Annotated in this window: 21 protein-coding genes; 4 read left to right on the top strand and 17 right to left on the bottom strand. The window is 72.0% G+C overall.

Annotated elements, in window-relative coordinates; all coding sequences use genetic code 11:
* The first annotated feature begins 55 nt into the window (after window positions 1–55).
* Window positions 56–505: an ATP-binding protein gene (locus tag IE145_RS16755; protein WP_069736897.1), complete on the top strand. Its 450-nt coding sequence runs from the start codon at window positions 56–58 to the stop codon at window positions 503–505.
* Here IE145_RS16755 and IE145_RS16750 read toward each other — a convergent pair.
* The 11 genes from IE145_RS16750 to IE145_RS16700 form a co-directional block, all read right to left on the bottom strand.
* Window positions 456–1940, bottom strand: a complete 1485-nt coding sequence (locus IE145_RS16750) for an amino acid permease (RefSeq protein WP_189525834.1) — start codon at window positions 1938–1940, stop codon at window positions 456–458. The genes IE145_RS16755 and IE145_RS16750 overlap by 50 nt on opposite strands.
* A gap of 236 nt (window positions 1941–2176) precedes the next feature.
* The gene (gene argF, locus IE145_RS16745; protein WP_189525833.1) at window positions 2177–3181 is read right to left on the bottom strand and encodes an ornithine carbamoyltransferase; all 1005 of its coding nucleotides are present in this window, start codon (window positions 3179–3181) and stop codon (window positions 2177–2179) included.
* 114 nt (window positions 3182–3295) lie between these two features.
* Window positions 3296–4531 carry an arginine deiminase gene (locus IE145_RS16740; protein ID WP_189525832.1) on the bottom strand — a complete coding sequence of 412 codons (1236 nt, stop codon included), beginning with the start codon at window positions 4529–4531 and terminating at the stop codon, window positions 3296–3298.
* A 98-nt stretch (window positions 4532–4629) separates the two neighbouring features.
* Window positions 4630–7242: a polynucleotide kinase-phosphatase gene (locus IE145_RS16735; RefSeq protein ID WP_189525831.1), complete on the bottom strand. Its 2613-nt coding sequence runs from the start codon at window positions 7240–7242 to the stop codon at window positions 4630–4632.
* Window positions 7239–8747: a 3' terminal RNA ribose 2'-O-methyltransferase Hen1 gene (locus tag IE145_RS16730; RefSeq protein ID WP_189525830.1), complete on the bottom strand. Its 1509-nt coding sequence runs from the start codon at window positions 8745–8747 to the stop codon at window positions 7239–7241. Before IE145_RS16730 ends, IE145_RS16735 begins: the two co-directional genes overlap by 4 nt.
* A gap of 56 nt (window positions 8748–8803) precedes the next feature.
* Entirely contained in the window at window positions 8804–9790 is a 987-nt protein-coding gene (gene mmuM / locus IE145_RS16725; protein WP_189525829.1) for a homocysteine S-methyltransferase, read from the bottom strand.
* A 57-nt stretch (window positions 9791–9847) separates the two neighbouring features.
* Window positions 9848–10771: an LLM class F420-dependent oxidoreductase gene (locus IE145_RS16720; protein WP_006128244.1), complete on the bottom strand. Its 924-nt coding sequence runs from the start codon at window positions 10769–10771 to the stop codon at window positions 9848–9850.
* A gap of 91 nt (window positions 10772–10862) precedes the next feature.
* Window positions 10863–11384 carry a DUF6099 family protein gene (locus IE145_RS16715; protein ID WP_189525828.1) on the bottom strand — a complete coding sequence of 174 codons (522 nt, stop codon included), beginning with the start codon at window positions 11382–11384 and terminating at the stop codon, window positions 10863–10865.
* Between the two features lie 124 nt (window positions 11385–11508).
* A complete protein-coding gene (locus tag IE145_RS16710; RefSeq protein ID WP_093813194.1) occupies window positions 11509–11868 on the bottom strand; it encodes a nucleotide pyrophosphohydrolase in 360 nt (119 codons plus the stop codon).
* 150 nt (window positions 11869–12018) lie between these two features.
* Entirely contained in the window at window positions 12019–12423 is a 405-nt protein-coding gene (locus tag IE145_RS16705; protein WP_189525827.1) for a cell division protein SepF, read from the bottom strand.
* A gap of 176 nt (window positions 12424–12599) precedes the next feature.
* Window positions 12600–13397 carry a DeoR/GlpR family DNA-binding transcription regulator gene (locus IE145_RS16700; RefSeq protein ID WP_189525826.1) on the bottom strand — a complete coding sequence of 266 codons (798 nt, stop codon included), beginning with the start codon at window positions 13395–13397 and terminating at the stop codon, window positions 12600–12602.
* Between the two features lie 229 nt (window positions 13398–13626).
* On the opposite strand from IE145_RS16700, the gene IE145_RS16695 reads away from it, so the two are divergent.
* Together IE145_RS16695 and IE145_RS16690 are read left to right on the top strand one after the other, a co-directional pair.
* Window positions 13627–14514: an SIS domain-containing protein gene (locus tag IE145_RS16695; protein WP_189525825.1), complete on the top strand. Its 888-nt coding sequence runs from the start codon at window positions 13627–13629 to the stop codon at window positions 14512–14514.
* 26 nt (window positions 14515–14540) lie between these two features.
* Entirely contained in the window at window positions 14541–15209 is a 669-nt protein-coding gene (locus tag IE145_RS16690; RefSeq protein WP_189525824.1) for a DedA family protein, read from the top strand.
* A gap of 107 nt (window positions 15210–15316) precedes the next feature.
* Here IE145_RS16690 and IE145_RS16685 read toward each other — a convergent pair whose 3' ends face one another.
* The 5 genes from IE145_RS16685 to IE145_RS16665 all read right to left on the bottom strand — a co-directional run bounded on the left by IE145_RS16685 (window position 15317) and on the right by IE145_RS16665 (window position 20482).
* Window positions 15317–15898, bottom strand: coding sequence for a hypothetical protein (locus tag IE145_RS16685; protein ID WP_189525823.1), 582 nt, complete (start codon window positions 15896–15898; stop codon window positions 15317–15319).
* A gap of 237 nt (window positions 15899–16135) precedes the next feature.
* Complete coding sequence (locus tag IE145_RS16680; RefSeq protein ID WP_189525822.1) at window positions 16136–17218, bottom strand: FecCD family ABC transporter permease; 1083 nt, start codon at window positions 17216–17218, stop codon at window positions 16136–16138.
* Window positions 17215–18252, bottom strand: coding sequence for a FecCD family ABC transporter permease (locus IE145_RS16675; RefSeq protein ID WP_189525821.1), 1038 nt, complete (start codon window positions 18250–18252; stop codon window positions 17215–17217). The genes IE145_RS16680 and IE145_RS16675 overlap by 4 nt, the downstream gene beginning before the upstream one ends.
* A 50-nt stretch (window positions 18253–18302) precedes the next feature.
* Window positions 18303–19355, bottom strand: a complete 1053-nt coding sequence (locus tag IE145_RS16670) for an iron-siderophore ABC transporter substrate-binding protein (protein ID WP_189525820.1) — start codon at window positions 19353–19355, stop codon at window positions 18303–18305.
* A gap of 161 nt (window positions 19356–19516) precedes the next feature.
* Window positions 19517–20482: a DUF8832 domain-containing protein gene (locus tag IE145_RS16665; protein ID WP_189525819.1), complete on the bottom strand. Its 966-nt coding sequence runs from the start codon at window positions 20480–20482 to the stop codon at window positions 19517–19519.
* 185 nt (window positions 20483–20667) lie between these two features.
* Between IE145_RS16665 and IE145_RS16660 the strand changes: the two genes are divergently transcribed.
* Window positions 20668–20892 carry a hypothetical protein gene (locus tag IE145_RS16660; protein ID WP_189525818.1) on the top strand — a complete coding sequence of 75 codons (225 nt, stop codon included), beginning with the start codon at window positions 20668–20670 and terminating at the stop codon, window positions 20890–20892.
* A 22-nt stretch (window positions 20893–20914) separates the two neighbouring features.
* On the opposite strand, the gene IE145_RS16655 is transcribed toward IE145_RS16660, so the two are convergent.
* A complete protein-coding gene (locus tag IE145_RS16655) occupies window positions 20915–21730 on the bottom strand; it encodes a helix-turn-helix domain-containing protein (RefSeq protein WP_189525817.1) in 816 nt (271 codons plus the stop codon).
* Window positions 21731–21848: the final 118 nt, after the last annotated feature.

Raw genomic sequence — 21848 nt, 5'->3', positions numbered from 1 at the left:
CGAGGGCCGAGACCTCCCGCTTCAGGTAGACCCGCTCCCGAACGGAAACCCTGCCGTGCCGCCCGATGTCCCCGTTCCCGCTTCCTGGCGCATCGCCCTGCCGCACTCCACCGCGGCGGTGCCGATCGCCCGGGCCCTCATCCGTACGGCCCTGTCGGACATCGACGCCCCGGCCGACAGCGACACCGCCGAACTGCTGACCGCCGAGCTGGTGGCCAACGCGGTCGAGCACACCCTGGGCGGCGAGCCCATCGAACTGGTCGTGGAGCTGCTGCCCACCGGCTGCCAGGTCGAGGTGCACGACCGCGACCCCGCCCCGCCGGGCGACCTGTCCCGGCCGCAGCCGGGCTTCGAGGTCGATCCCTGGCAGGAGCACGGCCGCGGCCTGCTGCTGATCCGGACCCTCAGCTCCGCGTGCGGTCACCGCACCACGGAGCAGGGCAAGGCCGTCTGGTTCACGCTTCCGGCGATACCGGCGCAGCCGGGTCCGTCGCCGGGGAGCTGACCAGCCGGGAGCGCTTGCGGCCGTAGCCGGCGTAGAGGAGCGAGCCGGCGGCCAGGAAGACCGCGAACTGGACCCAGGTCGTCCAGCCGGTCCCGTACATCAGATACAGGCAGAACGCGACGCCCAGCAGCGGACTGGCCGGGTAGAGCGGGACCCGGAAGGTCCGCTTCAGCTCGGGGTTGCGGCGACGGAGCACCACCACCGCGACATTGACGGCGACCATCGTGGCCAGCGTGCCGATGGTCGTCAGGTTCACGACGACGTCGAGCGAGACGAACGCGGCGGGGACCGCGAAGACGCAGGCGACGATCCAGGTGTTGGCGACCGGGGTGTGGGTCTTGGGAGAGACCCGTTCGAAGACGCGCGGGATGAGCCCGTCGCGGGACATCGACATCAGGATGCGGGTCTGCCCGTACATCACGGCCAGCACCACCGAGGCGATGGCGACGACCGCGCCGAAGGCGATGATGCCGCCGCCCACCGAGGAGCCGGTGACCTCGTTGACGGCGATCGAGAGGGCGGCGCTCTTGTTCGCCACATCGTCCGAGCCGATCGCGCCGATGGCGGAGAGCGCCACGGCGCAGTAGAGCAGGGTGACGACGCCGATGCAGATCAGGATGGCTGCGGGGATGTTGCGGCGGGGGTTCTTGACCTCCTCGCCGGCGGTGGTGATGGCGTCGAAGCCGATGTAGGAGAAGAACGCGAGCGACGCGCCGGCGGTGATCCCGCCGAGCCCGTGGGTGGCGAACGGCATGAGGTTGTCGTCCTGGAAGGCGCTGAACGCCACCGCGCAGAACGCGACCAGGATGCCGATCTTGAGGACGGCCATGGCGGCGGTGGCCGTGGCGCTCTCGCGGACGCCGCGCACCAGCAGGGTGGCGGCCATGGCGATCACGACGACGGCGGGCAGGTTGACCACACCGCCGTCACCGGGCCCGGCGGACAGGGCGGCGGGCAGCTCCCAGCCGAACAGGCTGTTCAGCAGCTCGTTGACGTACTGGCTCCAGCCCACCGCGACGGCAGAGACCGAGACGCCGTACTCCAGCAGCAGGCACCAGCCGACGAGGAAGGCGGTGCGCTCGCCGAGGGCGGCGTACGCGAAGGAGTACGAGCTTCCGGAGACCGGGATGGCGCTGCCCAGCTCCGCGAAGGACAGGGCGGTGAAGATGCAGGTGATCGCCGCGAGGACGAACGAGATCACGACGGCGGGGCCGGCCTCGGCGACGCTGTCGGAGAGCCCGACGAAGATGCCGGTGCCGACGATCGCGCCGACCCCGAAGCAGACGAGCTGGAAGAGGCCCATCGTGCGCTTGAGGCCGTGGCCCTCCAGGTCGCTGCCGGATTCGGCGATGAGCTGCTCGGGGCTCTTGCGGCGCAGGCCCGACGGGTGGGGGCCGGGCTTCGGGGTGCCGGATCGCGGCAGACCGGTGCTCATGCGGGACGTTCTCATCTCTGGTGGTGCAGTGGGGGGACGGCCCGTGCGCGCCGGTGTGCGGCGGCACAGGTAAGGGGTTCGACCCTGCGGGGGTCTCCCCGGGTCCGAACCCCACCAAGAGCCGACATCGTAGCCACCAGCACGCATGTTCACCCAATCGGGTGTATGAGCATGCGAACCCCTGCCCCGTATGCGTACCGGGGTGCCCTCATACGTACCGCGGTGTCCTCGCGGGGCTACTGCCCGGCGAGGGTCGCCACCAGGACGGCCTTGATCGTGTGCATCCGGTTCTCCGCCTGGTCGAAGACGACGGAGTGCGGCGACTCGAAGACCTCGTCGCTGACCTCCAGCTCGGTCAGTCCGTACCGGGCGTGGATGTCCCGGCCGACCTGGGTGCCGAGGTCGTGGAAGGCCGGCAGGCAGTGCAGGAACTTCACGTCCGGGTTGCCGGTGGCCCTCAGGACGTCCATCGTCACGGCGTAGGGCCCGAGGGCGGCGATGCGCTCGGCCCAGACCTCCTTGGGCTCCCCCATGGAGACCCAGACGTCGGTGGCGACGAAGTCGGCGCCCGAGACGCCCCGGGCCACGTCGCCGGTGAGGGTGATCTGCGCGCCGCTGACTTCGGCGAGCTTCCGTGCCCGTGCCACGACCGCCTCGTTCGGCCAGTACGCCTCGGGGGCGACGATCCGGACGTCCAGGCCGAGCAGGGCCCCGGTGATCAGATAGGAGTTGCCCATGTTGAAGCGGGCGTCGCCGAGGTAGGCGAAGGCCGTCCCCGTGAGGGAGCCCTCGCGGCACTCGGTCATGGTGAGGACGTCGGCGAGCATCTGGGTGGGGTGCCAGTCGTCGGTGAGCCCGTTGAACACCGGCACCCCGCCATGCGCGGCCAGCTCCTCGACGGCCTGCTGGCTGTCGCCCCGGTACTCGATCCCGTCGAACATCCGGCCCAGCACCCGGGCGGTGTCCTTCACGGACTCCTTGTGGCCCATCTGGGAGCCCGCCGGGTCGAGGTAGGTGGTGAAGGCGCCCTGGTCGGCGGCGGCGACCTCGAACGCGCAGCGCGTACGGGTCGAGGTCTTCTCGAAGATCAGCGCGATGTTCTTCCCGCGCAGCCGCTGGACTTCGACCCCGGCCTTCTTGGCCGCCTTGAGCTCGGCGGCCAGCGCGACCAGGCCGAGAAACTCCTCGGAGGTGAAGTCCAGCTCCTTGAGGAAGTGGCGGCCGGTGAGGTCTATGGCCATGATGACTGCTCCTGGGTCGGGCGGGGTCCGGTGCGCTGCGCACGGCAGGACTGGAAGTCTATACGACGCCCCGCATCCCTATACAGGGCCATCGGTTCCCCTTCCGGCGACCGCTCATGCCACGGGGTCCCGCTCCACCGGGCAGCTCATACAGCGCGGCCCGCCGCGCCCCCGGCCCAGCTCGCTGCCCCGGATCTCGATCACCTCGATGCCCTGCTTGCGCAGATAGGTGTTGGTGGTCGCGTTGCGCTCGTACGCGACGACGACACCGGGCTCGACCGCGAGCACGTTGCAGCCGTCGTCCCACTGCTCGCGCTCGGCGGCGTGCACGTCCTGGGTGGCGGTGAGCACCCGGATCTCGTCGAGGCCGAGGGCGGCGGCGATGGCGCGGTGCATGTGCTCGGGCGGATGGTCGGTGACCTTCAGTTCGCGGGGGCCGCTGCCGGGCTCGATGGTGTACGACCGGAGCATGCCGAGACCGGCGTACTGGGTGAACGTGTCGCCGTCGACCATCGTCATCACCGTGTCCAGGTGCATGAACGCGCGGGCCTTCGGCATGTCCAGCGCCACGATCGTGCGCGCCGAACCGGCGTCGAAGAGGCCGCGGGCCAGCATCTCGACCGCCTGCGGCGTGGTGCGCTCGCTCATCCCGATCAGGACCGCCCCCTGCCCGATGACCAGGACGTCACCGCCCTCGATGGTGGAGGGGTAGTCGTCCTGCCCCTCCGACCAGTGGTGGAAGACGCCCGCCTCCGGGCCGGTGAAGAGGGGGTGGTGGCGGTAGATGGCCTCGAAGTGGACGGTCTCGCGCTGCCGGGCGGGCCAGCGCATGGCGTTGATGGAAACCCCGTCGTAGATCCAGGCGGAGGTGTCCCGGGTGAAGAGGTGGTTGGGCAGCGGGCCGAGGAGGAAGTCGTCCAGGTCCATCACATGGAAGCGGACGGAGGTCGGCTCGCTGTGCCGCTCCAGGAACTCCCGTTTGGTCATCCCGCCGACCAGCGCCTCCGCCAGCTCCGCCGCGGACAGCTCCTCGAAGGCGGCCCGCAGATGCTCGGTGGCGAGCGGACCGTACTCCTTCTCGTCGAAGACCCGGTCGAGCACGAGGCGCCGCGCGACCGGGATGTCGAGTGACTCGCGCAGCAGATCGCCGAAGAGGTGCACGGCGACCCCCCGGTCGCGCAGGACGTCGGCGAAGCCGTCGTGCTCCTCCCGGGCGCGGCGCACCCACAGGACGTCGTCGAACAGGAGCGCGTCCTTGTTCCTGGGAGTGAGCCGCTTCAGCTCCAGATCGGGGCGGTGGAGTATGACGCGGCGCAGCCGCCCGGCTTCGGAGTCGACATGGAATCCCATGCCTTCATCCTCACCACGCGGAGCACCGTTCACCCGGCGAATCGCCTATCCGTTGGATCCCGGGGTGTCCGGCCCTGGTCCGCCGGACACTGCCCGGCTCAGAGCCGGGGGTCCACCGGCTCCGACTCCAGGGCCAGGACGGCGAACACCGCCTCGTGGATCCGCCACAGCGGTTCGCCCTCCGCCAGCCGGTCCAGGGCCTCCAGACCCAGTGCGTACTCCCGCAGCGCGAGCGAGCGCTTGTGGCCGAGGAAGCGGGAGCGCAGGCGCTCCAGATTCTCCGGGCGGGTGTACTCGGGGCCGTAGATGATGCGGAGATACTCCCGGCCGCGCACCTTGATGCCGGGCTGGACCAGGCGGCCCTCGGCGTCCCGGACGAGGGCGCCGAGCGGCTTGACGACCATGCCCTCGCCGCCGCGCCCGGTCATCTCCAGCCACCAGTCCACACCCGCGCGGACGGAGGCCTCGTCGCCGGTGTCGACGACGAGCCGACGGGTGACCTGGAGCAGCCCCGTCGGGTCGTGCTCCACGAGCCGGTCGAGCAGGGCGAGCTGTTCGTCGTGCGGGACTGCGGCCAGGGAGCGGCCCTGAACGGCGAGGATCTGGAAGGGGGCCAGGCGCACCCCCTCCAGGCCCTCGGTGGGCCAGCAGTAGCGCCGGTACGCCTCGGTGAACGCGGCGGCGTCCTGCGCGCGGGCCCGCTGGTGACCGGCGAGGCCCGCCACCTCGACGCCCCGGGCGGCCGCCTGCTCCAGGGCGGCGACGGCCGGCGGGAAGACCGCGCCGGACGCGGCGCCGACGGCGGCGTACTGCGAGCGCAGCAGCCCGCCCGCCTTCAGCGACCACGGCATCAGCTCGGCGTCCAGGAGCACCCAGTCGGTGTCCCACTCCGCCCAGAGCCCGGCGGCGGTGACGGCGCTGCGGAGCCGCGCCAGGATCTCCTCGGTCATCGCCGGGTCGTCCAGGAAGGGGCGGCCGGTGCGGGTGTACAGCGCGCCGGAGGGGCCCGCCGTGCCGAACCGCGCGGCCGCGGCCTCCGCGTCCTTGCAGACCAGGACCACGGCCCGGGAGCCCATGTGCTTCTCCTCGCACACGACCCGCTCGACGCCGTCCGCCGCGTACTGCGCGAACGCCTCGGCCGGATGCTCCAGGAAGCCGTCCTCGCGGGAGGTGGCGGTGGGGGCCATGGTGGGCGGGAGGTAGGCGAGGAGTTGCGGGTCGACCGCGAACCGGCTCATGACTTCGAGCGCGGCGGCGGCGTTCTCCTCGCGGACGGCGACACGCCCCATGTGCCGGGTCTCGACGATCCGGCGGCCCTGGACGTCGGCGATGTCCAGCGGACGGCCCTCCCGCCCTCCGGGCGCCTCGGTCACCAGCGGCTTGACCGGCTCGTACCAGACCTTCTCGGCGGGTACGTCGACGAGTTCGCGCTCCGGCCAGCGCAGCGCGGTCATCTTCCCGCCGAAGACGGCTCCGGTGTCCAGGCAGATGGTGTTGTTGATCCAGGAGGTGGTGGGGACGGGGGTGTGGCCGTAGACGACGGTGGCGCGGCCCCGGTACTCCTCCGCCCACGGGTAGCGCACGGGCAGGCCGAACTCGTCGGTCTCGCCGGTGGTGTCCCCGTACAGCGCGTGCGAGCGGACCCGGCCGGAGGTGCGGCCGTGGTACTTCTCGGGCAGCCCGGCGTGACAGACCACCAGCTTGCCCTCGTCCAGGACGTAGTGGCTGACGAGGGAGTCGATGAACTTCCGCACCTGGCCCCGGAACTCGGGGTGCTCGGCGTCCTCGCGCTCCAGCTGCTCGACGGTCTCGGCGAGCCCGTGGGTGAGCTGGACCTTGCGGCCCGCGAGATAGCGGCCGAGCTTGTTCTCGTGGTTGCCGGGCACGCAGAGGGCGTCGCCCGACGCCACCATGGACATCACGCGGCGCAGCACGCCCGGGCTGTCGGGGCCCCGGTCGACGAGGTCGCCGACGAACACGGCGGTGCGCCCCTCGGGGTGGGCGCCGTCCACGTAACCGAGCTTGCCGAGCAGGGTCTCCAGCTCGGAGCTGCAGCCGTGGATGTCGCCGATGATGTCGAACGGGCCGGTGAGGTGGCGGAGGTCGTTGTAGCGGCGCTCCAGGACCACTTCGGCGGTGTCGGCCTCCTCCTCGGTGCGCAGGATGTGCACCTTGCGGAAGCCCTCGCGCTCCAGGCCGCGCAGGGAACGCCGCAGCTCGCGGCGGTGCCGCTGGATGACGTGGCGGGGCATGGAGGCACGGTCCGGGCGGGCCGCGTTGCGGGCGGCACAGACCTCCTCGGGGATATCGAGGACGATGGCGATGGGCAGGACGTCGTACTTCCGGGCCAGCTGGACGAGCTGCTTGCGGCTCTCGGACTGGACGCTGGTGGCGTCGACGACGGTGAGCCGCCCGGCCTCCAGGCGCTTGCCCGCGATGTAGTGCAGTACGTCGAAGGCGTCACGGCTGGCGCTCTGGTCGTTCTCGTCGTCGGCGACCAGGCCCCGGCAGACGTCCGAGGAGACGATCTCGGTCGGCTTGAAGTGCTTGCGGGCGAAGGTGGACTTGCCCGATCCGCTGGCGCCGATGAGAACGACGAGGGAGAGGTCGGTCACCGGCAGGGTGCGCACGGGGCTCGGGGCGGCAGCCTCCGCGCCGGTCTCGGCGGTCTCGGCGGCCTCCGCGCCGGTGGTGCTGTGGTCGCTGTTCATGCGGCTTCCGCCTCCTTCTTCTTCTCGGTCTGCTCGGTCTGCTCGGTCTTCTGCTCGGTCCGCTCAGTGACGCGGGTGAACACGGCCATCTGGGTCGGCGGCCCCACCTCGGAGTCGTCCGGCCCGACCGGCACGTACCGGACGGTGTATCCGTGCCGTTCGGCGACCTGCCCGGCCCACTCCCGGAATTCGGCGCGGGTCCACTCGAAGCGGTGGTCCCCGTGCCGGGCGTGCCCGGCCGGGAGGGACTCCCAGCGGACGTTGTACTCGACGTTCGGCGTGGTCACGAGCACCGTCCCGGGGCGTGCGGCGCCGAACACCGCGTACTCCAGGGCGGGCAGCCGGGGCAGATCCAGGTGCTCGATCACCTCGCTGAGCACGGCGGCGTCATACCCGGCCAGCCGCTTGTCGGTGTACGTCAGCGAGCCCTGCCGCAGGGTCACCCGGCCGGCCTGGCGCTCCCCCATCCGGTCCAGCTTGAGCCGCCGCGAGGCGATGGTGAGGGCACGCATCGAGACGTCGACGCCCACGATCTCGGTGAAGCGCACGTCCTTGAGGAGCGCCTGCACCAACTGGCCCTGACCGCAGCCCAGGTCGAGCACCCGGCTCGCCCCGGCGGCGCGCAGCGCGTCGAGGATCGCGGTCCGCCGGTGCTCGGCGAGCGGGACCGGCCGCTCCTCGGTGTCGGTGCTCTCGTCCACGGCGTTGTCGACGCTGTCCACGTCGAGGTCGTCCGACTCGGCGAGCCGGACCAGCTCCAGGGCCTGGTCGGCCTGGCGGGTGAGCCCCCAGCGGTGGGAGAGATAGCGCCGGGTGATCAGCGGCCGCTCGGGGTGGTCGGCCAGCCAGCCCTCCCCGGCCCGCAGCAGCTTGTCCACCTCGTCGGGCGCGACCCAGTAGTGCTTGGCGTCGTCGAGCACCGGCAGCAGGACATAGAGCTGCCGCAGCGCGTCGGCGAGCCGCAACTCGCCCTCCAGCACCAGCCGTACGTAGCGCGAGTCGCCCCAGGCGGGGAACTGCTCGTCCAGCGGTACGGCCGTGGCCTCGACCCGCTCCCAGCCGAGCGGCGCGAACAGCTTGTGCACCAGCTCGACGCCGCCCCGGGCGGGCAGGGCGGGCACCTCGATCCGCAGCGGCATGGAGCTCGCCGCCCGCTCGGGCATGGCCCGGCAGACCCCGCCGAGCGCGGACTTGAACACGGCGGCGAGGGCCACCGACAGCAGCGAGGACGCCGCGTAGGGGCGGTCGTTGACGTACTGCGCGAGCGCCGCGTCGGGCGCGCCTCCCCGGCCCTTGCCCTTGCCGCGCCGCACGAGCGCCACCGGATCCACCTCCAGCAGGAGCGCGGCCGTGCAACGCTCGGCGGACGCCTCGGGGTAGAAAACGTGCGCGGAGCCGTGCGAAGTGGAGAACGCCTGCGCCCTGTCGGGATGCTTGTGCAGCAGGAAGCCCAGATCAGTGGCGGGACGCTCTTGGGTGCCGGTCGTACCGATGGTGAGGAACACGTGTCCGAGTATGATCCTCACCCCCTGTCCCCACCAGGCATTTTCGCCCCGCTTGACTACATCTCCGCTCCCTCCGGGCTCCCCGTGTTCTCCGGGTTCCCCGGCTCTTCCGGCTCCCCCGGCTCCTCCAGCCGACCGGCCAGCTCTGCTATGAGGTCAGGCCCCACCCGGCAGCAGCCCCCGACGAGCCGGGCGCCGGCCCGTGTCCAGGCCCGCACCCTGTCCGGGTCGAAGGTGGAGCGCCCGGTCCAGCCCCGCGCCCCGGCGTCCCATCCCTCACCGCTGTTCGGATAGACCACGGCGGGTCTGCCCGTGACCGCCACCGCCGACTCGACCGCCGCCTGTGCCCCGTCCGGGTCGCAGCAGTTGACCCCGACCGCGAGGACGGACTCCCGCCCGGCCGCCACCGCGAACGCCTCCTCCAACGGCTGGCCGGCCCGGGTCCGGCCCCCGGCAACGCTGTACGAGAGCCAGTACGGCAGTCCGGTCTCCTCGGCCACCCGGACCAGGGCCTCCGCCTCGTCCAGATCCGGCACCGTCTCCAGCGCGAGAACGTCGGGCCCGGCGGCAGCGAGTGCCGCCACCCGGGGGCGGTGGAACCGCTCCAGCTCACCGACGCTCAGCCCGTAACGCCCCCGGTACTCGCTCCCGTCCGCGAGCATCGCCCCGTACGGTCCGACCGACGCGGCGACCCAGATCTCCCGTCCGGGCCCGGCCCGGCGCGCCGCGTCGGCGGCGCCCCGGGCCAGCTTCACGCTGCGGGCGAGCAGGGCCTCGGTCCCGGCCCGGTCGAGCCCGTATCTCCTGAACCCTTCGAACGTGGCCTGATAGCTCGCCGTGATGAGCACCCGTGCCCCGGCCCGGAGATAGGCGAGGTGAGCGGCCTCGATCTGTTCCGGCGCGTCGGCCAGCAGCCGGGCCGACCACAGCGCGTCGGACAGATCGCAGCCCTGCGCCTCCAGTTGGTTGGAGAGCCCGCCGTCCAGCAGGACGGGCCCGGCGTCCAGCGCGTCGGCGAGCGTACCGCCGGTGCTCGCGGCCATCTCTGCCTCCTCGGTTCGGGTCAGTCAGGTCACATCAGCAGGTCAGGTCAGGTCAGGTCAGGTCAGCTGGGACTGGATCTGCGAGGAGATCAGTTCCAGATGGTCCAGGTCGTCCAGGTCGAGGATCTGGAGGTAGATCCTCTGCGAGCCGATCGCCCCGTAGCGGCCGATCTTGTCGACCACTTCGGCGGGCGACCCCGCGAGGCCGTTCGCCTTGAGCTCCTCCACGTCCCGGCCGATCGCCGCCGCACGCCGGGCGACCTCGGCGTCGTCCTTGCCCGTGCAGACGATCAGCGCGTTGGAGTAGACGAGGTCGTCCGGAGAGCGGCCGTGCGCCTGCGCGGCGGCCCGGACCCGGCCGAACTGCTTCTCGCTGTCCTCCAGCGAGGCGAACGGGATGTTGAACTCGTCCGCGTACTGCGCGGCGAGGCGCGGGGTGCGGGTCGCCCCGTGGCCACCGATCAGCACGGGCACCTTGGCCTGGGCGGGCTTGGGGAGCGCGGGCGAGTCGGTGAGCTGGTAGTAGGTTCCGTCGTAGCTGAAGGTCTTGCCGACCTCCGTCGCCCACAGCCCGGTGACGATCGCGAGCTGCTCCTCCAGACGGCCGAACTTCTCCTTGGGGAACGGGATGCCGTAGGCCTTGTGCTCCTCCTCGAACCAGCCTGCGCCCAGGCCCAGTTCGATCCGGCCGCCGGACATCTGGTCGACCTGCGCCACCTGGATGGCCAGGACTCCCGGGAGCCGGAACGTGCCGGCGGTCATCAGCGTGCCGAGCCGGATCCGCCGGGTCTCGCGCGCCAGTCCGGCCAGGGTGATCCAGGCGTCCGTCGGTCCGGGCAGGCCGTCGCCGGAGCCCATCCGGAGATAGTGGTCGGAGCGGTAGAAGGCGTCGAAGCCCAAGTCCTCCGTGGCCTTGGCGACGGTGAGCAAGGTGTCGTAGTCGGCCCCCTGCTGGGGCTCGGTGAAGATGCGAAGATCCATGCCTCCATCCTGCCTCCCCCAGAGCCGTCGTCCGAGCCACGCCTCCCCCTCGGTGGCCCGTTGTCTCCGCTCAGCCTCCGCCCCGCTCCGCTCAAAACCCTGCCGCCGACGGCGCGGGGCCGCGTATGCCATAGGGGCCGTCACGCTCCCTCTCGCGGTCACGCTCCCGCTCCCTTTCCCGCTCCGCTAGGCGTCTCAGCATCCCGTGCACGCGGTCCAGTGATTCGTCCGCCGCGTCCATGGCCTCGATGCACTGCCAGTACAGCCCGTCCTCCCCCGTGTCGCAGGCCACCCCGACCAGCGCGATCCCGGCCTCGCCGAGCAGCAGCGCGAGCCCGGCCAGGGTCGGCCGGACCTCACCGATCCCCGACAACTGGGCGGCCCTGGCGCCGCCGGAGATCACCGCCGGATGGTCCAGAGCCGAGCATCCGGCGCCGATCTCCCCCAGCGCCCGCGCCTCGCTCCGTAATTCCATCGGCCCGCACAGCGCCAGCCGGCTGCCGACCGCCCGGGCGAGCGCCTGCGCCTGCCAGGCCTCCGCCATGACGTCCAGCGCACCCCGGCTGTCGGCCAGAGCCCGCCGACCCACCTCGATGAGTCGCTCCGCTTCCATCTGTCTCCCCCGTCCGTACGAAAACCCGCTCACCTCATTCATTACCCACAGTGAGGTAGACAGCACCGTAAGGCCAGAGGAAATCGGAAATCTGTGGACACGAAGTCGAATGTGGATAACTTGATCACTCCGAAGAGTGACGATCGGGGGGTTCGGCAGCGCTCGGCAGAGGGAAACGTTTCTCGTTCCGCTCCAACTTGGCCACCAGTGCCGCCGTCGGGTCGACGCCCAACACCTCGCAGAACTGGAGGAGATAGGCGAGCACGTCCGCCACCTCGTCGGTGACCCGGTGGGCGGATTCGGGGTCCTTCATGATCCCTGCCGACTGTTCGGGCGTCAGCCACTGGAAGATCTCCAGCAGTTCGGATGCCTCGACGCTGAGCGCGGCCGCCAGGTTCTTCGGGGTGTGGTACTGCCCCCAGTCCCGCGCCGCCGCGAACGCGGCCAGCCGGCGCTGGAGTTCTGCCACATCGATGTCCGTCACAGCCCCAGGTCTATCACCGCCCACCGACAGCGCCCGCCGCACGTCCGAGGCGCGGCCGGGGGGGCGGCGGCCGGACCCGCTGTCGCCACCCCGGCCGCCGCCCCGCCACCGCCCCGGCCGCCGCCCCGCCGCCGCCCCGGCCGCCGCTTCCTACGACTGGGCGAGGCCCGCGGGCGTGACCCCCTCGACCTCCATGCCGACCGGTGCCAGCAGGAAGACGTTGCGGTCGACGCGGTGCATGCCGCTGCCGAGACCAAAGACCACACCGCTGCTGAAGTCGAGAATCCGCTTGGCCACGTCCGCCTCCGCCGCCGTCAGGTCGAGCAGCACCGGAACCTGGGCGACGAGATACTCGGCGACCTCCCGGGCGTCCGCGAAGACCTGCACCCGCAGCACGACGAGCCGGCGCTGTTCGGCGGCGCGCTCGTCGGGCACGGTGCGGTGGTCGATCCGGGACGGCCACTCGTCACGGCCGCGCAGGGGTACGACCTGGGCGAGCCCCTCCCACTGCTCGTCGGTGGCGTCGTATCTGTCATACCTGTCGTACCTGCTCAACGGTCCACCCCGTCGTCGAGCCGGTCGGATGGGCACCGGCTGCACTCACTGTTCATCGGGCAATCCTCTCGCCCCTCACCCGTTCGGCGTACCAGCGACACGGCGAAGTCCGCGTCCGTGTCGCATCCGATACCCGACGGGCACCGGTTCATGACGCCCGGACCTTCGGCACACCCTCAGACCGTGATGACCTGGACCCCCGCCTCGCCGAACCGGCTCCTCGCCTCCGCGCCGATGCGGGAGTCGGTGACCAGGACGTCGACCAGGCCGAGGTCGCAGACGCGCGCGAAGGCCCGTTTGCCGATCTTCGAGGAGTCGGCCGCCACCACCACCCGCTGGGCCCGTTCCGCGAGCAGCCGGTTGACGCTGGCCTCGCCCTCGTGGTGGACGTAGGCGCCGCGTTCGATGTCGATGGCGTTCACCCCGAGGACCGCGACGTCCAGCGTGATCTCGTTCATCACGCCGACGGCGAGCGGGCCCGTCAGTTCGTACGACTGGGGCCTCGCGACGCCGCCCGTCACGACCATCTTGATCTGCGGGCGGATCGCCAGCTCGCTCGCGATGTTGAGGGCGTTGGTCACCACGGTCAGCGTCGGCTGGCCGCCCGCCACCGCCGTCTCGCCCACGATGTCCGGTCGTACGGCCAGCGCCCTGGCCACCTCGGTCACGGTCGTGCCGCCGGTCAGGCCGACCACCTCGCCGACGGCCACGAGGCCGGAGACCGCGCGGCCGATGGCCTGCTTCTCCGGCGCATGGCGGCCCGTCTTGTAGCGGAGGGCCAGTTCGTAGGAGACGCCGTGCGCGACCGCGCCGCCCCTGGTGCGGGTGAGCAGATGCTGTTCGGCCAGCTGGTCCAGATCGCGGCGGATGGTGGCGGCCGAGACGTCGAGCGCCGTCGCCGCCTCCTCGACGTCCACCCTGCCGTGCTTGCCGACCAGTTCCAGCAGCGCGTCCCACCGGGCGTCCCTGGACAAGAGCTTCTCCTCACCGTCCGGTGCGGGCACCGCGTTTCGCGGGAACGCGGTCGCCGGGGGCCGGACCGCCGCAAGCGTCGCACAGGGCCCGCCGGGAGCCCTCCACCCACCTGCACCTTGCTTGTTTTTGCTCGATAACTGCATGTAACGTGCAGAATTCTACATGCGGGGTGATCGGCCCCGCTCAGCCCCCATCCCGTGGTCCACCTCGTTCCCGTGGAGTGCAGACGTGTCGTATGCCGAGACCGAGACAGCCAGTCAGCCCGCCTGCTGGCGGCGCGCCGCAGCCCTGGCCGGCGGCCCCGAGGCCGCAGCCCTGCCCGTCGCGGGCGAGCGCGTCGCGGTCGTCGGCTGCGGCACCTCCTTCTACATGGCGCAGGCCTACGCCGGGCTCCGCGAGGGCTCCGGACAGGGCGAGTCGGACGCCTTCGCCGCCTCCGAGTTCCCCTTCGGGCGCGGCTACGACCGGGTCGTCGCGCTGACCCGGTCGGGCACCACGACCGAGGTGCTGGAGCTGCTGAACCGGCTGCGCGGCACCACCCCCACGGTGGCCGTGACGGCGGATCCGCGGACCCCGGTCAAGGCGGCGGCGGACGCACTCGTCGTCCTGGACTTCGCCGACGAACGGTCCGTCGTCCAGACCCGTTTCGCCACCACCGCCCTCACCCTGCTGCGGGCCCGCCTCGGGCTGCACTCCGACGCGGTCGTCGCGGACGCGGAGGCCGCCCTCGCCGAGCCGCTCCCCGACGGACTGCTGCGGAGCACCCAGTTCTCGTTCCTCGGCCGGGGGTGGACGGTCGGTCTGGCCCACGAGGCGGCGCTGAAGATGAAGGAGGCGTCGCTGGCCTGGACCGAGTCGTACCCCGCGATGGAGTACCGCCACGGCCCCATCAGCATCTCCACCGCGGGCACCACGACCTGGATGTTCGGCGAGGCCCCCGAGGGACTGCCGGAGCAGGTGCGCGCGACGGGCGCCCAGTGGGTGAGCGGCTCCCTCGACCCCCTGGCCGATCTCGTACGCGTGCAGCGCCTCGCCCTCGCCCGGGCGGCGGCCCGGGGGCTCGACCCCGACCTGCCGCGCCACCTGAGCCGTTCGGTGGTGCTCGACGGGGCCTGAGGCGCGGGCCGCGCGATCATGGGGGCATGCACCTGACCCTGTCCGCGGCGGCCCGCCGGCTGTCGGCCGCCCCGGAGCCTCAGGGGGGTATCGCCGGGTGGGCCGCCGACCTGGTCGAGACGTTCGGCGGGCCCGGCGCGGGTGCGGCCATCGCGCTGGAGAACGTGTTCCCGCCGCTGCCGAGCGAGGTCATCCTGCCGCTGACCGGGTTCGCGGCCTCGCAGGGCGTGCTCAGCATCGCATCGGCCCTGTTCTGGACGACGCTCGGCTCGGTCGTGGGCGCGGTGGTCCTGTACGGCGTCGGCGCCGTGTTCGGCCGGGAGCGGATGCACGCCTGGTGGGCGAAGCTGCCGTTGGTCAAGGCCTCCGACCTGGTACGGACGGAGGCCTGGTTCGCCCGGCACGGCACCAAGGCGGTGCTGCTGGGGCGGATGGTGCCGGTGTTCCGCAGCCTGATCTCGGTGCCCGCGGGTGTGGAGCGCATGCCGTTGCCGGTGTTCGCCGCGCTGACGGCGGCGGGCAGTCTGGTGTGGAACACCGTGCTCGTGATGGCCGGTTACTGGCTGGGCGACCGGTGGGACGTCGTGGGGTCCTACGTCGGCGTCGTGTCCAGGGCCGTCCTGGCGCTGGCCGTCGTGGCCCTCGCCTTCTACGTCGTCATGCGGGTCCGGAGCCGTCGACGCGGGAAGCCCTGACGGCGCGGAGCCGTCGACGCGGGAGGCCCTGACGGCGCGGGGCGGTCGACGGGACACCCGCTGGGGGGGGTGTCCCGCGCGCGACCGCTCAGGACCCGACGTGGGCGTCACTCCTCGAAGTAGGCGTCCAGGGCCTTGTCCAGCTCGGCCGGCCAGCCCTTGAGCTCGCTGCGGCTGGCCGCCTCGACCTCGGCGTTGAACCAGCGGCGGCTCGACAGGTGGACGGTCACCGTGAACCTGCGGCCGAAGCGGGCCGGGGTGGTCTCCACCGCACCGATCTCGTCCCAGCCGAACTCGGCCTCCTGGTCGTCCAGACGGAACCGGACGCCTTCCCGGGCCACCCGGATCGAACCGCGCCGGTCGCTGACCTCGAAGACGGGGCCCTCTTCGCCACCGGCATCCGCATCCGCATCGGCGTCCGCATCGGCATCGCCGTCGCTGTCGCCGTCGACCGCCGCCGCTTCGTCCACCGCCTCCGGTTCCCCGTCGGCCTCACCCTCCGCGGCCGCCGGTCCGGCCTCGTCGTCGCGGACCCCCTCCGCCTCCGGACCGGCCTCCGATTCCGCTTCCGATTCCGCTTCCGGCTTGCGGGTTCCGGCGGGGGCCGCCAGTCCGGGCAGGGGGATGAACGCCGGGTCGGTGCCTGCGGCGAACTCGGGCTTCTTGTTCGAATCTATGCTCTGCTCCACGGCGGGCAGTATGGTCGACGAACCTGTACGTGACCAGTCGCCACTGCTCCGGTCGGCCGACGGGTGCCGGAAATGACCGGGCGGCCACGGAGGTTGCACCCCCCTTCGTGACGCAACGCGCAGGACGCGGCTGTGCGGCACGGCGCCGGGCATCCGACGGGCAGGGCGGCCGGGCGAGCCGGCCGGGACCGGTCCGCCCCTGCTCCCCCGCGCGCCCGGCCCCGAGCCGTCCGGTCCTCAGAGCACGCCCTTGCGCCACTCCCGTACCAGCAGATAGCCGAGGTACGCGCCGCCGATCGCCATGGTGTAGATCCCGACCGGCAGGTCGCCGAAGAGGGCCAGCTGCTGGGAGCAGAGGTCCGCGAGGACCAGCAGCAGTCCGCCGGTGAGGGCCGAGAGCAGCAGGTGGGGGCCGGAGCGGCGGGCGAGGCGCCGGGCGATCTGAGGGGCGGTCAGGGCGATGAAGGCGATGGGGCCCGAGACGCTGACCGCGGCGGCGGAGAGCGCGATGGCCAGGAGCACGGCGAGGGTCTTGGCCTTCTTCGGCTCTGCGCCGAGCCCTTCGGCGATGTCGTCGCCCATCTCGCCGATGTCGAGCCGCCGGGAGATGAGAGCGGCCGGCAGGGTGGCGGCGAACAGGACCAGCCAGACCGTGGTGGCGTCGGTCCAGGAGCGGGCGGTCAGGCTGCCGTTGACGTACGCGGTGAGGACGGACGCCTTGTCGCGTTCCAGGGCGTAGACGACGTACTGGGTGAGGGCCGCGCCCATCGCGGCGACCCCGATGCCCGCGATGACGAGCCGGGCGGGGTTGCGGAAGCCGGTGCCGGTGGAGACGTACACGAGGGCCATCGCGAGCAGGGCGCCGATGAGCGCGCCGACGGGGACCGGGACCGTGTCGGGGAACATCAGCGCGCAGAACGCCGCGCCCGCGCCGGCCCCGGCGGAGAGTCCGATGACGTCCGGGCTGCCGAGCGGGTTGCGGGTGACGGACTGGAACAGCGCACCGGACAGGCCGAGCGCCGCGCCGACGCCGATGGCGACGGTGAGGCGGGGGCCGCGCAGCCGGTTGAAGACGAACCGGTCCTTGCCCTCGGCGTCCCCGACGAGGGCGGCGGGCAGGTCGGCGAGGTCGATGCCGAGGCGTCCCCAGGCCAGGGTGGCCACGGCCGCCGCGAGGAGGAGCGCGAAGAGCCCGGCACCCGCGAGAACGGAGGCCCGGCGCATGGGTATCGCCACGGTGCCGCCGACGGTCAGATAGCCCCGGGGCGCCTTGCGGACACGGTCGGTCCGCTCGGTGGCGGTGCGGTCGGTGACGGTCATGAGGTGCCCCGCATCCTGCGTACGGCGATGAGCAGCGCGGGTGCGCCGATGAAGGCGGTGACGACGCCGACCATGAGTTCGGTGGGCCGCATGACGACCCGGCCCACCACGTCCGCGAGGAGCAGGAGGGTGGGGCCCATCAGGGCGGAGAAGAGGATCTGGGCGCGGAAGTCGACGCCGACCAGGGCCCGTACGACGTGCGGGACGGCGAGGCCGACGAAGGCGATCGGGCCGACGGCGGCGGTCGCGGCGGCGCTCAGCAGGGTGGCGGCGACGAGTCCGCCGGCCCGCGTGCGCCCGGGGTGCGAGCCGAGGGCGACGGCGGTCGCGTCGCCGAGGGCCAGGGCGTTGAGGCCGGGGCCGAGGGCGAGGGCGATCAGGAAGCCGACGGCGGCGAACGGCAGGACGGACCAGAAGACGTCGAAGTCCCGGCCGCCGAGCGCTCCGACGACCCAGTAGCGGTAGCTGTCGAAGACCTGCGGTTTGCTGAGGGTCACCGCCTGGATGAACGCCATGAGGACGGCGGTGAGCACGGCTCCGGCGAGCACCAGGCGCACCACGCTCGTCCCCGTACCGGCGGAGCCGATGACGTGGACGAGGACGCCTGCGACCAGCGCTCCGGGCAGCGCCCACCACATGGTGTCGGTGGCGCCGGAGGCTCCGAGCCAGGCGGTCGCGGCGACGATGCTCGCGCTGGCACCGGCGTTGATGCCGAGGAGGCCCGGCTCGGCCAGCGGGTTGCGCGAGACGCCCTGCATGAGGGTGCCCGCGACCGCGAGGCAGACCCCGGCGAGGACGCCGAGGACGGTGCGGGGGTAGCGGCTCTCGATGATGGTGGTGACGTTGCGGTCGGCGGTGCCCCCCAGGACGTCGAGGACATCGCCGAACGAGGTGGAGCGGCTGCCGAACATGACGCTGGCGCAGAGCGCGAGCGCCAGCGCTGCGAGGCCGAGGAACAGGAGGAACGCCGACCGAGCGGCGCCGGTACGCGAGGTACCGGCGCCGCTCGGCGGTGCGACCGTGGTGGTTGCCATGGGAGTGGAGTGTGCCTTGTGGGCTCGGCGGTCCGGATACCCGGCCGGGGTTACTTGCCGGCGGTCTTGACGGCCTCGTCGATGAGCGGCAGGTAGCGCTCGATCGTCCACGGCACGGTCAGCGGGTTGATGATCGAGGAGGCGGTGACGAAGGAGTTGTCGTTGCTCGCGACGACGGCGCCCTTCTTGATCGCGGGGATCTCGCCGTACAGCTTCTGGCCCTCGATCTCCTTGCGGTTCTTCGCGTCCGTGTAGAACGTGAAGACCACGTCACTGTCCTTGAGCTTCTCGGCGTTCTCCAGGCCGATGAGGGCCGAGTCGGTGCCGGGGGTCTCCTTGAAGCTGTTGACGACCGGGTCGACCTTCAGGCCGAGCGAGGAGACCATCTTCACGCGCTGCTCCTCGGGCTTGAAGACGCCGAGGGTGCCGGGGCCGGAGTTGTAGATGTACGAGAAGGTGACGTCCTTGTAGTTCGGCCGGGTGGCCGCAGCGTCGGCGAGCTGCTTCTCGATCTTCGCCTTGAGACCGTTCGTGTCCTCGGTGCGGCCGAGCGCCTTGCCGATGATGTCGATCTGCTGGTCCCAGTCGGTGCTCCACGCCTGGTCCGGGTAGGCGACCGTGGGGGCGATGTCCTTGAGGACGTCGTACTGCTTCTGCGTGATGCCCGACCAGGGGGCGAGGATGACGTCCGGCTCCAGCTCGGTGATCGCCTCGAAGTCGATCTCCTCGCCGCCGGTGAACTGCTTCGGGAGCTTGTCGCCGGACTTCTTGACGGCTTCGTTGATCCACGGCAGGTAGCCGGACTTGTCGCTGCCCCACGGGTAGCTCTCGATGCCGACCGGCGTCTGGCCGAGGGCTATCGCGGTCTCGGCGGAGCCCTGGCCGAGGGTGACGATGCGTTCGGGCTTCTCCTCGATCTTCGCGGTGCCGAGCGAGCTCTTGATCGAGACCGGGAAGGCGCCGCCGCTCTTGGCCGATCCCTTCGCGCCGTCCTTCTTGTCGCTGTCACCGTCCGAGGAGCAGCCGACCAGGGCGACGGCGAGAGCGACGGTGGTGGCCGTGGCGGCGAGAGTGTGGCGGCGCACGCGGGTGAAGCCGAGCATGGAGGGTCCTCAGGTTGACCGAGCAATGAAGGTTAGGCAAGCCTAAGCCAGACGGGTGAATGGCTCAAACGCGCCCCCCCTCCACACCCAGCCGCAGACGCTCCCCTCGATGCCGCCGCTCGGGCAGGAGCGGCGACCGGAAAGGGCGGAGCGGACGGCACTCAGTGGCCGTGATCGGCGGACTCCCCGTCCTGCGGCGCGGGCTTCTCGGCCGCCGCACCCCCGGCGTACACGGTGAAGGCGGCCGTACGGACCTTCCCCTCGTGCCGGAAGTCCAGGAAGAGGCGGTAGGCCCCCTTGCTCGGGGCCGTCGCGGTGAAGGAGACCTCGGGCCCCGACTCCGTACGTCCGTCGCCCGGTTCGCCGTTCGGGTGGACGTGAAGGTAGGCCAGGTCTCCGGCGCGCAGCGCGACGAGGTGGCCGTACGCACCGAGGTAGGGCTGGAGGTCGGTGACCGGCTCGCCGTCCTTCTCGACCTCCAGCTTCAGTTCGCTGCCCGCCCCGGGGCGCAGCGCCCCGTCGAGCGTGACCTCGTACCCGTCGACGGTCACCGTCCGCTCGGCCTTCGGCAGCGGCCCGGGGCGCGCGTCGCCGGAGACGGCGAGGTCGGCGCCCAGGGTGACGCCGTCGGCGTTCTTCTCGTCGGGGGTGAAGTCGGCGAAGACCCGGTAGCCGCCGGCTTCGGGCAGCTCGACGGGGGCGGACCAGGTGCCGTCGGCGGCCCGCGCGGGGTGCAGGTGCCGGTAGGTGGTGAGGTCGCTCGACGCCACGATCAGGTGCAGCTCCTTGCCGTGCTCGCGACGGAACGCGGTCACGTTGCGGGAGGTGTCCTCGTCGACGACGGCGAAGCGGAGCTCGGCGGGCTCACCCGCCTCGATGCGCGGCGTGTCGAGGTCGAGGGTGAACCCTCCCTGCGAGACCTGGAGGCCGCCGGGAAGCTCGGCCGCCTCCCCCGCGCTCTTCTCGGCCGTCGGGCGCCCCGTCTCGCCGTGGCTCTCCCCGCTCTCCTGGTGGGACGGCTCCTTCGGCGGGGCCACGGGATCCAGTGCGCCGCCGACCGCGTACGCCGACCCGAAAGCCGCCGCGAGCCCCGCGGCGAAAGCCGTGATCTTGAGACCGGTCTGCATGACCCACCACTCCCTCATCGAGGCCGCCGGAGCGCGACCACTCACCGTCCACCATACCCCCCAGGGGTATCAAGTCAACCGGGGGCGATCTTGCCGGGCGGTGAGGGAGACACCGAGAATGAAGGCCGGCAGACCGGCGTGGCACGAGGACCGGGCCGCCGCGACACGGGGAAACGGGGGGATCCATGGGGACGTTCGTCGCACTGCTGGCAGGTATCGGCGCGGTGTGCGCGTGGTGTGCGGTGGTGCTGGTCCGGCGCGGGCGTCGCGGGGCCACCGAGAACGCGGACGGGCTGCTGATCGAGCAGGCGGCCCGGCTGCGGGCCCAGCAGTCGCGGAGCGCGGGGCGGGACTTCCGGGCCCACCCGCACGGCAGGCCGGGCTCCCGTTCGGGGCAGCGCCCCTACTGACCGGGCCGCCCGGCCGGCCCGGCTACCGCGCCCCGCCGCCCGGCGCGGCCAGGGTGCGCAGCAGGGTGTCGGTCTGCTCGTCCATCGGGAAGAACGACTCGACCGCGAGTTCCGACAGGGTCACGTCGGCGGGGGCCCCGAAGGTGGCGATCGTGCTGAAGAACGCCATGTCACCCAGCGGCGTACGGATACGCAACGGGACGACGATGCCCGACGGGTCCACCGGGCCGGGGTCGGCGTCGAGGTCCGCCGGGGCCGGGTAGGCCGAGACCTCCTCGTACAGCCCCCGCAGGTCGGCGTGGCCGGTGGTGTCCGCCTGGTGCCGCAGCCGGCCGAGGGCGTGGGCGCGGACCTGGGCGAAGTTCAGGCACTGGGAGGCGAGCCCGTCCGGGTGCAGGATCAGCCGCATCACGTTGCCGCCCGACTCCGTCAGATGCGGCGGCACCGTGCCGAGGAGCAGGGACATCGCGTCGTTGCGGTCGACGATGTTCCAGATCCGGTCGATCGCGGCGGCCGGGTAGGGCTCGTGTCCGGCCAGCATCGCCCGGATCGCCGAGCGGGCCATGGCCATCCGGTCGCTGTCGAGCGGCGACTCCCGGTAGGCGGGGGCGTAACCGGCGGCCAGCAGCAGGCCGTTGCGGTCCCGCAGCGGGACGTCGAGGTGCTCGGCGAGCCGGAGCACCAGTTCGCGGCTCGGCCGGGCGCGGCCCGTCTCCACGCAGGAGAGATGGCGGGTGGAGGAGTCCGCCCGCAGGGCCAGGTCGAGCTGGCTGAGCTTGCGGCGGCGGCGCCACGCGCGGAGCAACGGGCCTATGCGGGAAGGACCTTGGGTCTCCATGATCCCACCGTATCCGTGGATCCCCGCCAGGGCGTTGGATCCCCGCCGGGGCGTTCTTGACCTGGGAGGTCATGGAGTCCCGGCCCTCACGCGTGGCACGGTGGCGTCGACCCGCCGC

It is taken from the genome of Streptomyces sindenensis (assembly GCF_014649035.1).
GTDB lineage: Bacteria > Actinomycetota > Actinomycetes > Streptomycetales > Streptomycetaceae > Streptomyces > Streptomyces sindenensis.
This window is presented reverse-complemented; position numbering and strand designations above follow the sequence as displayed.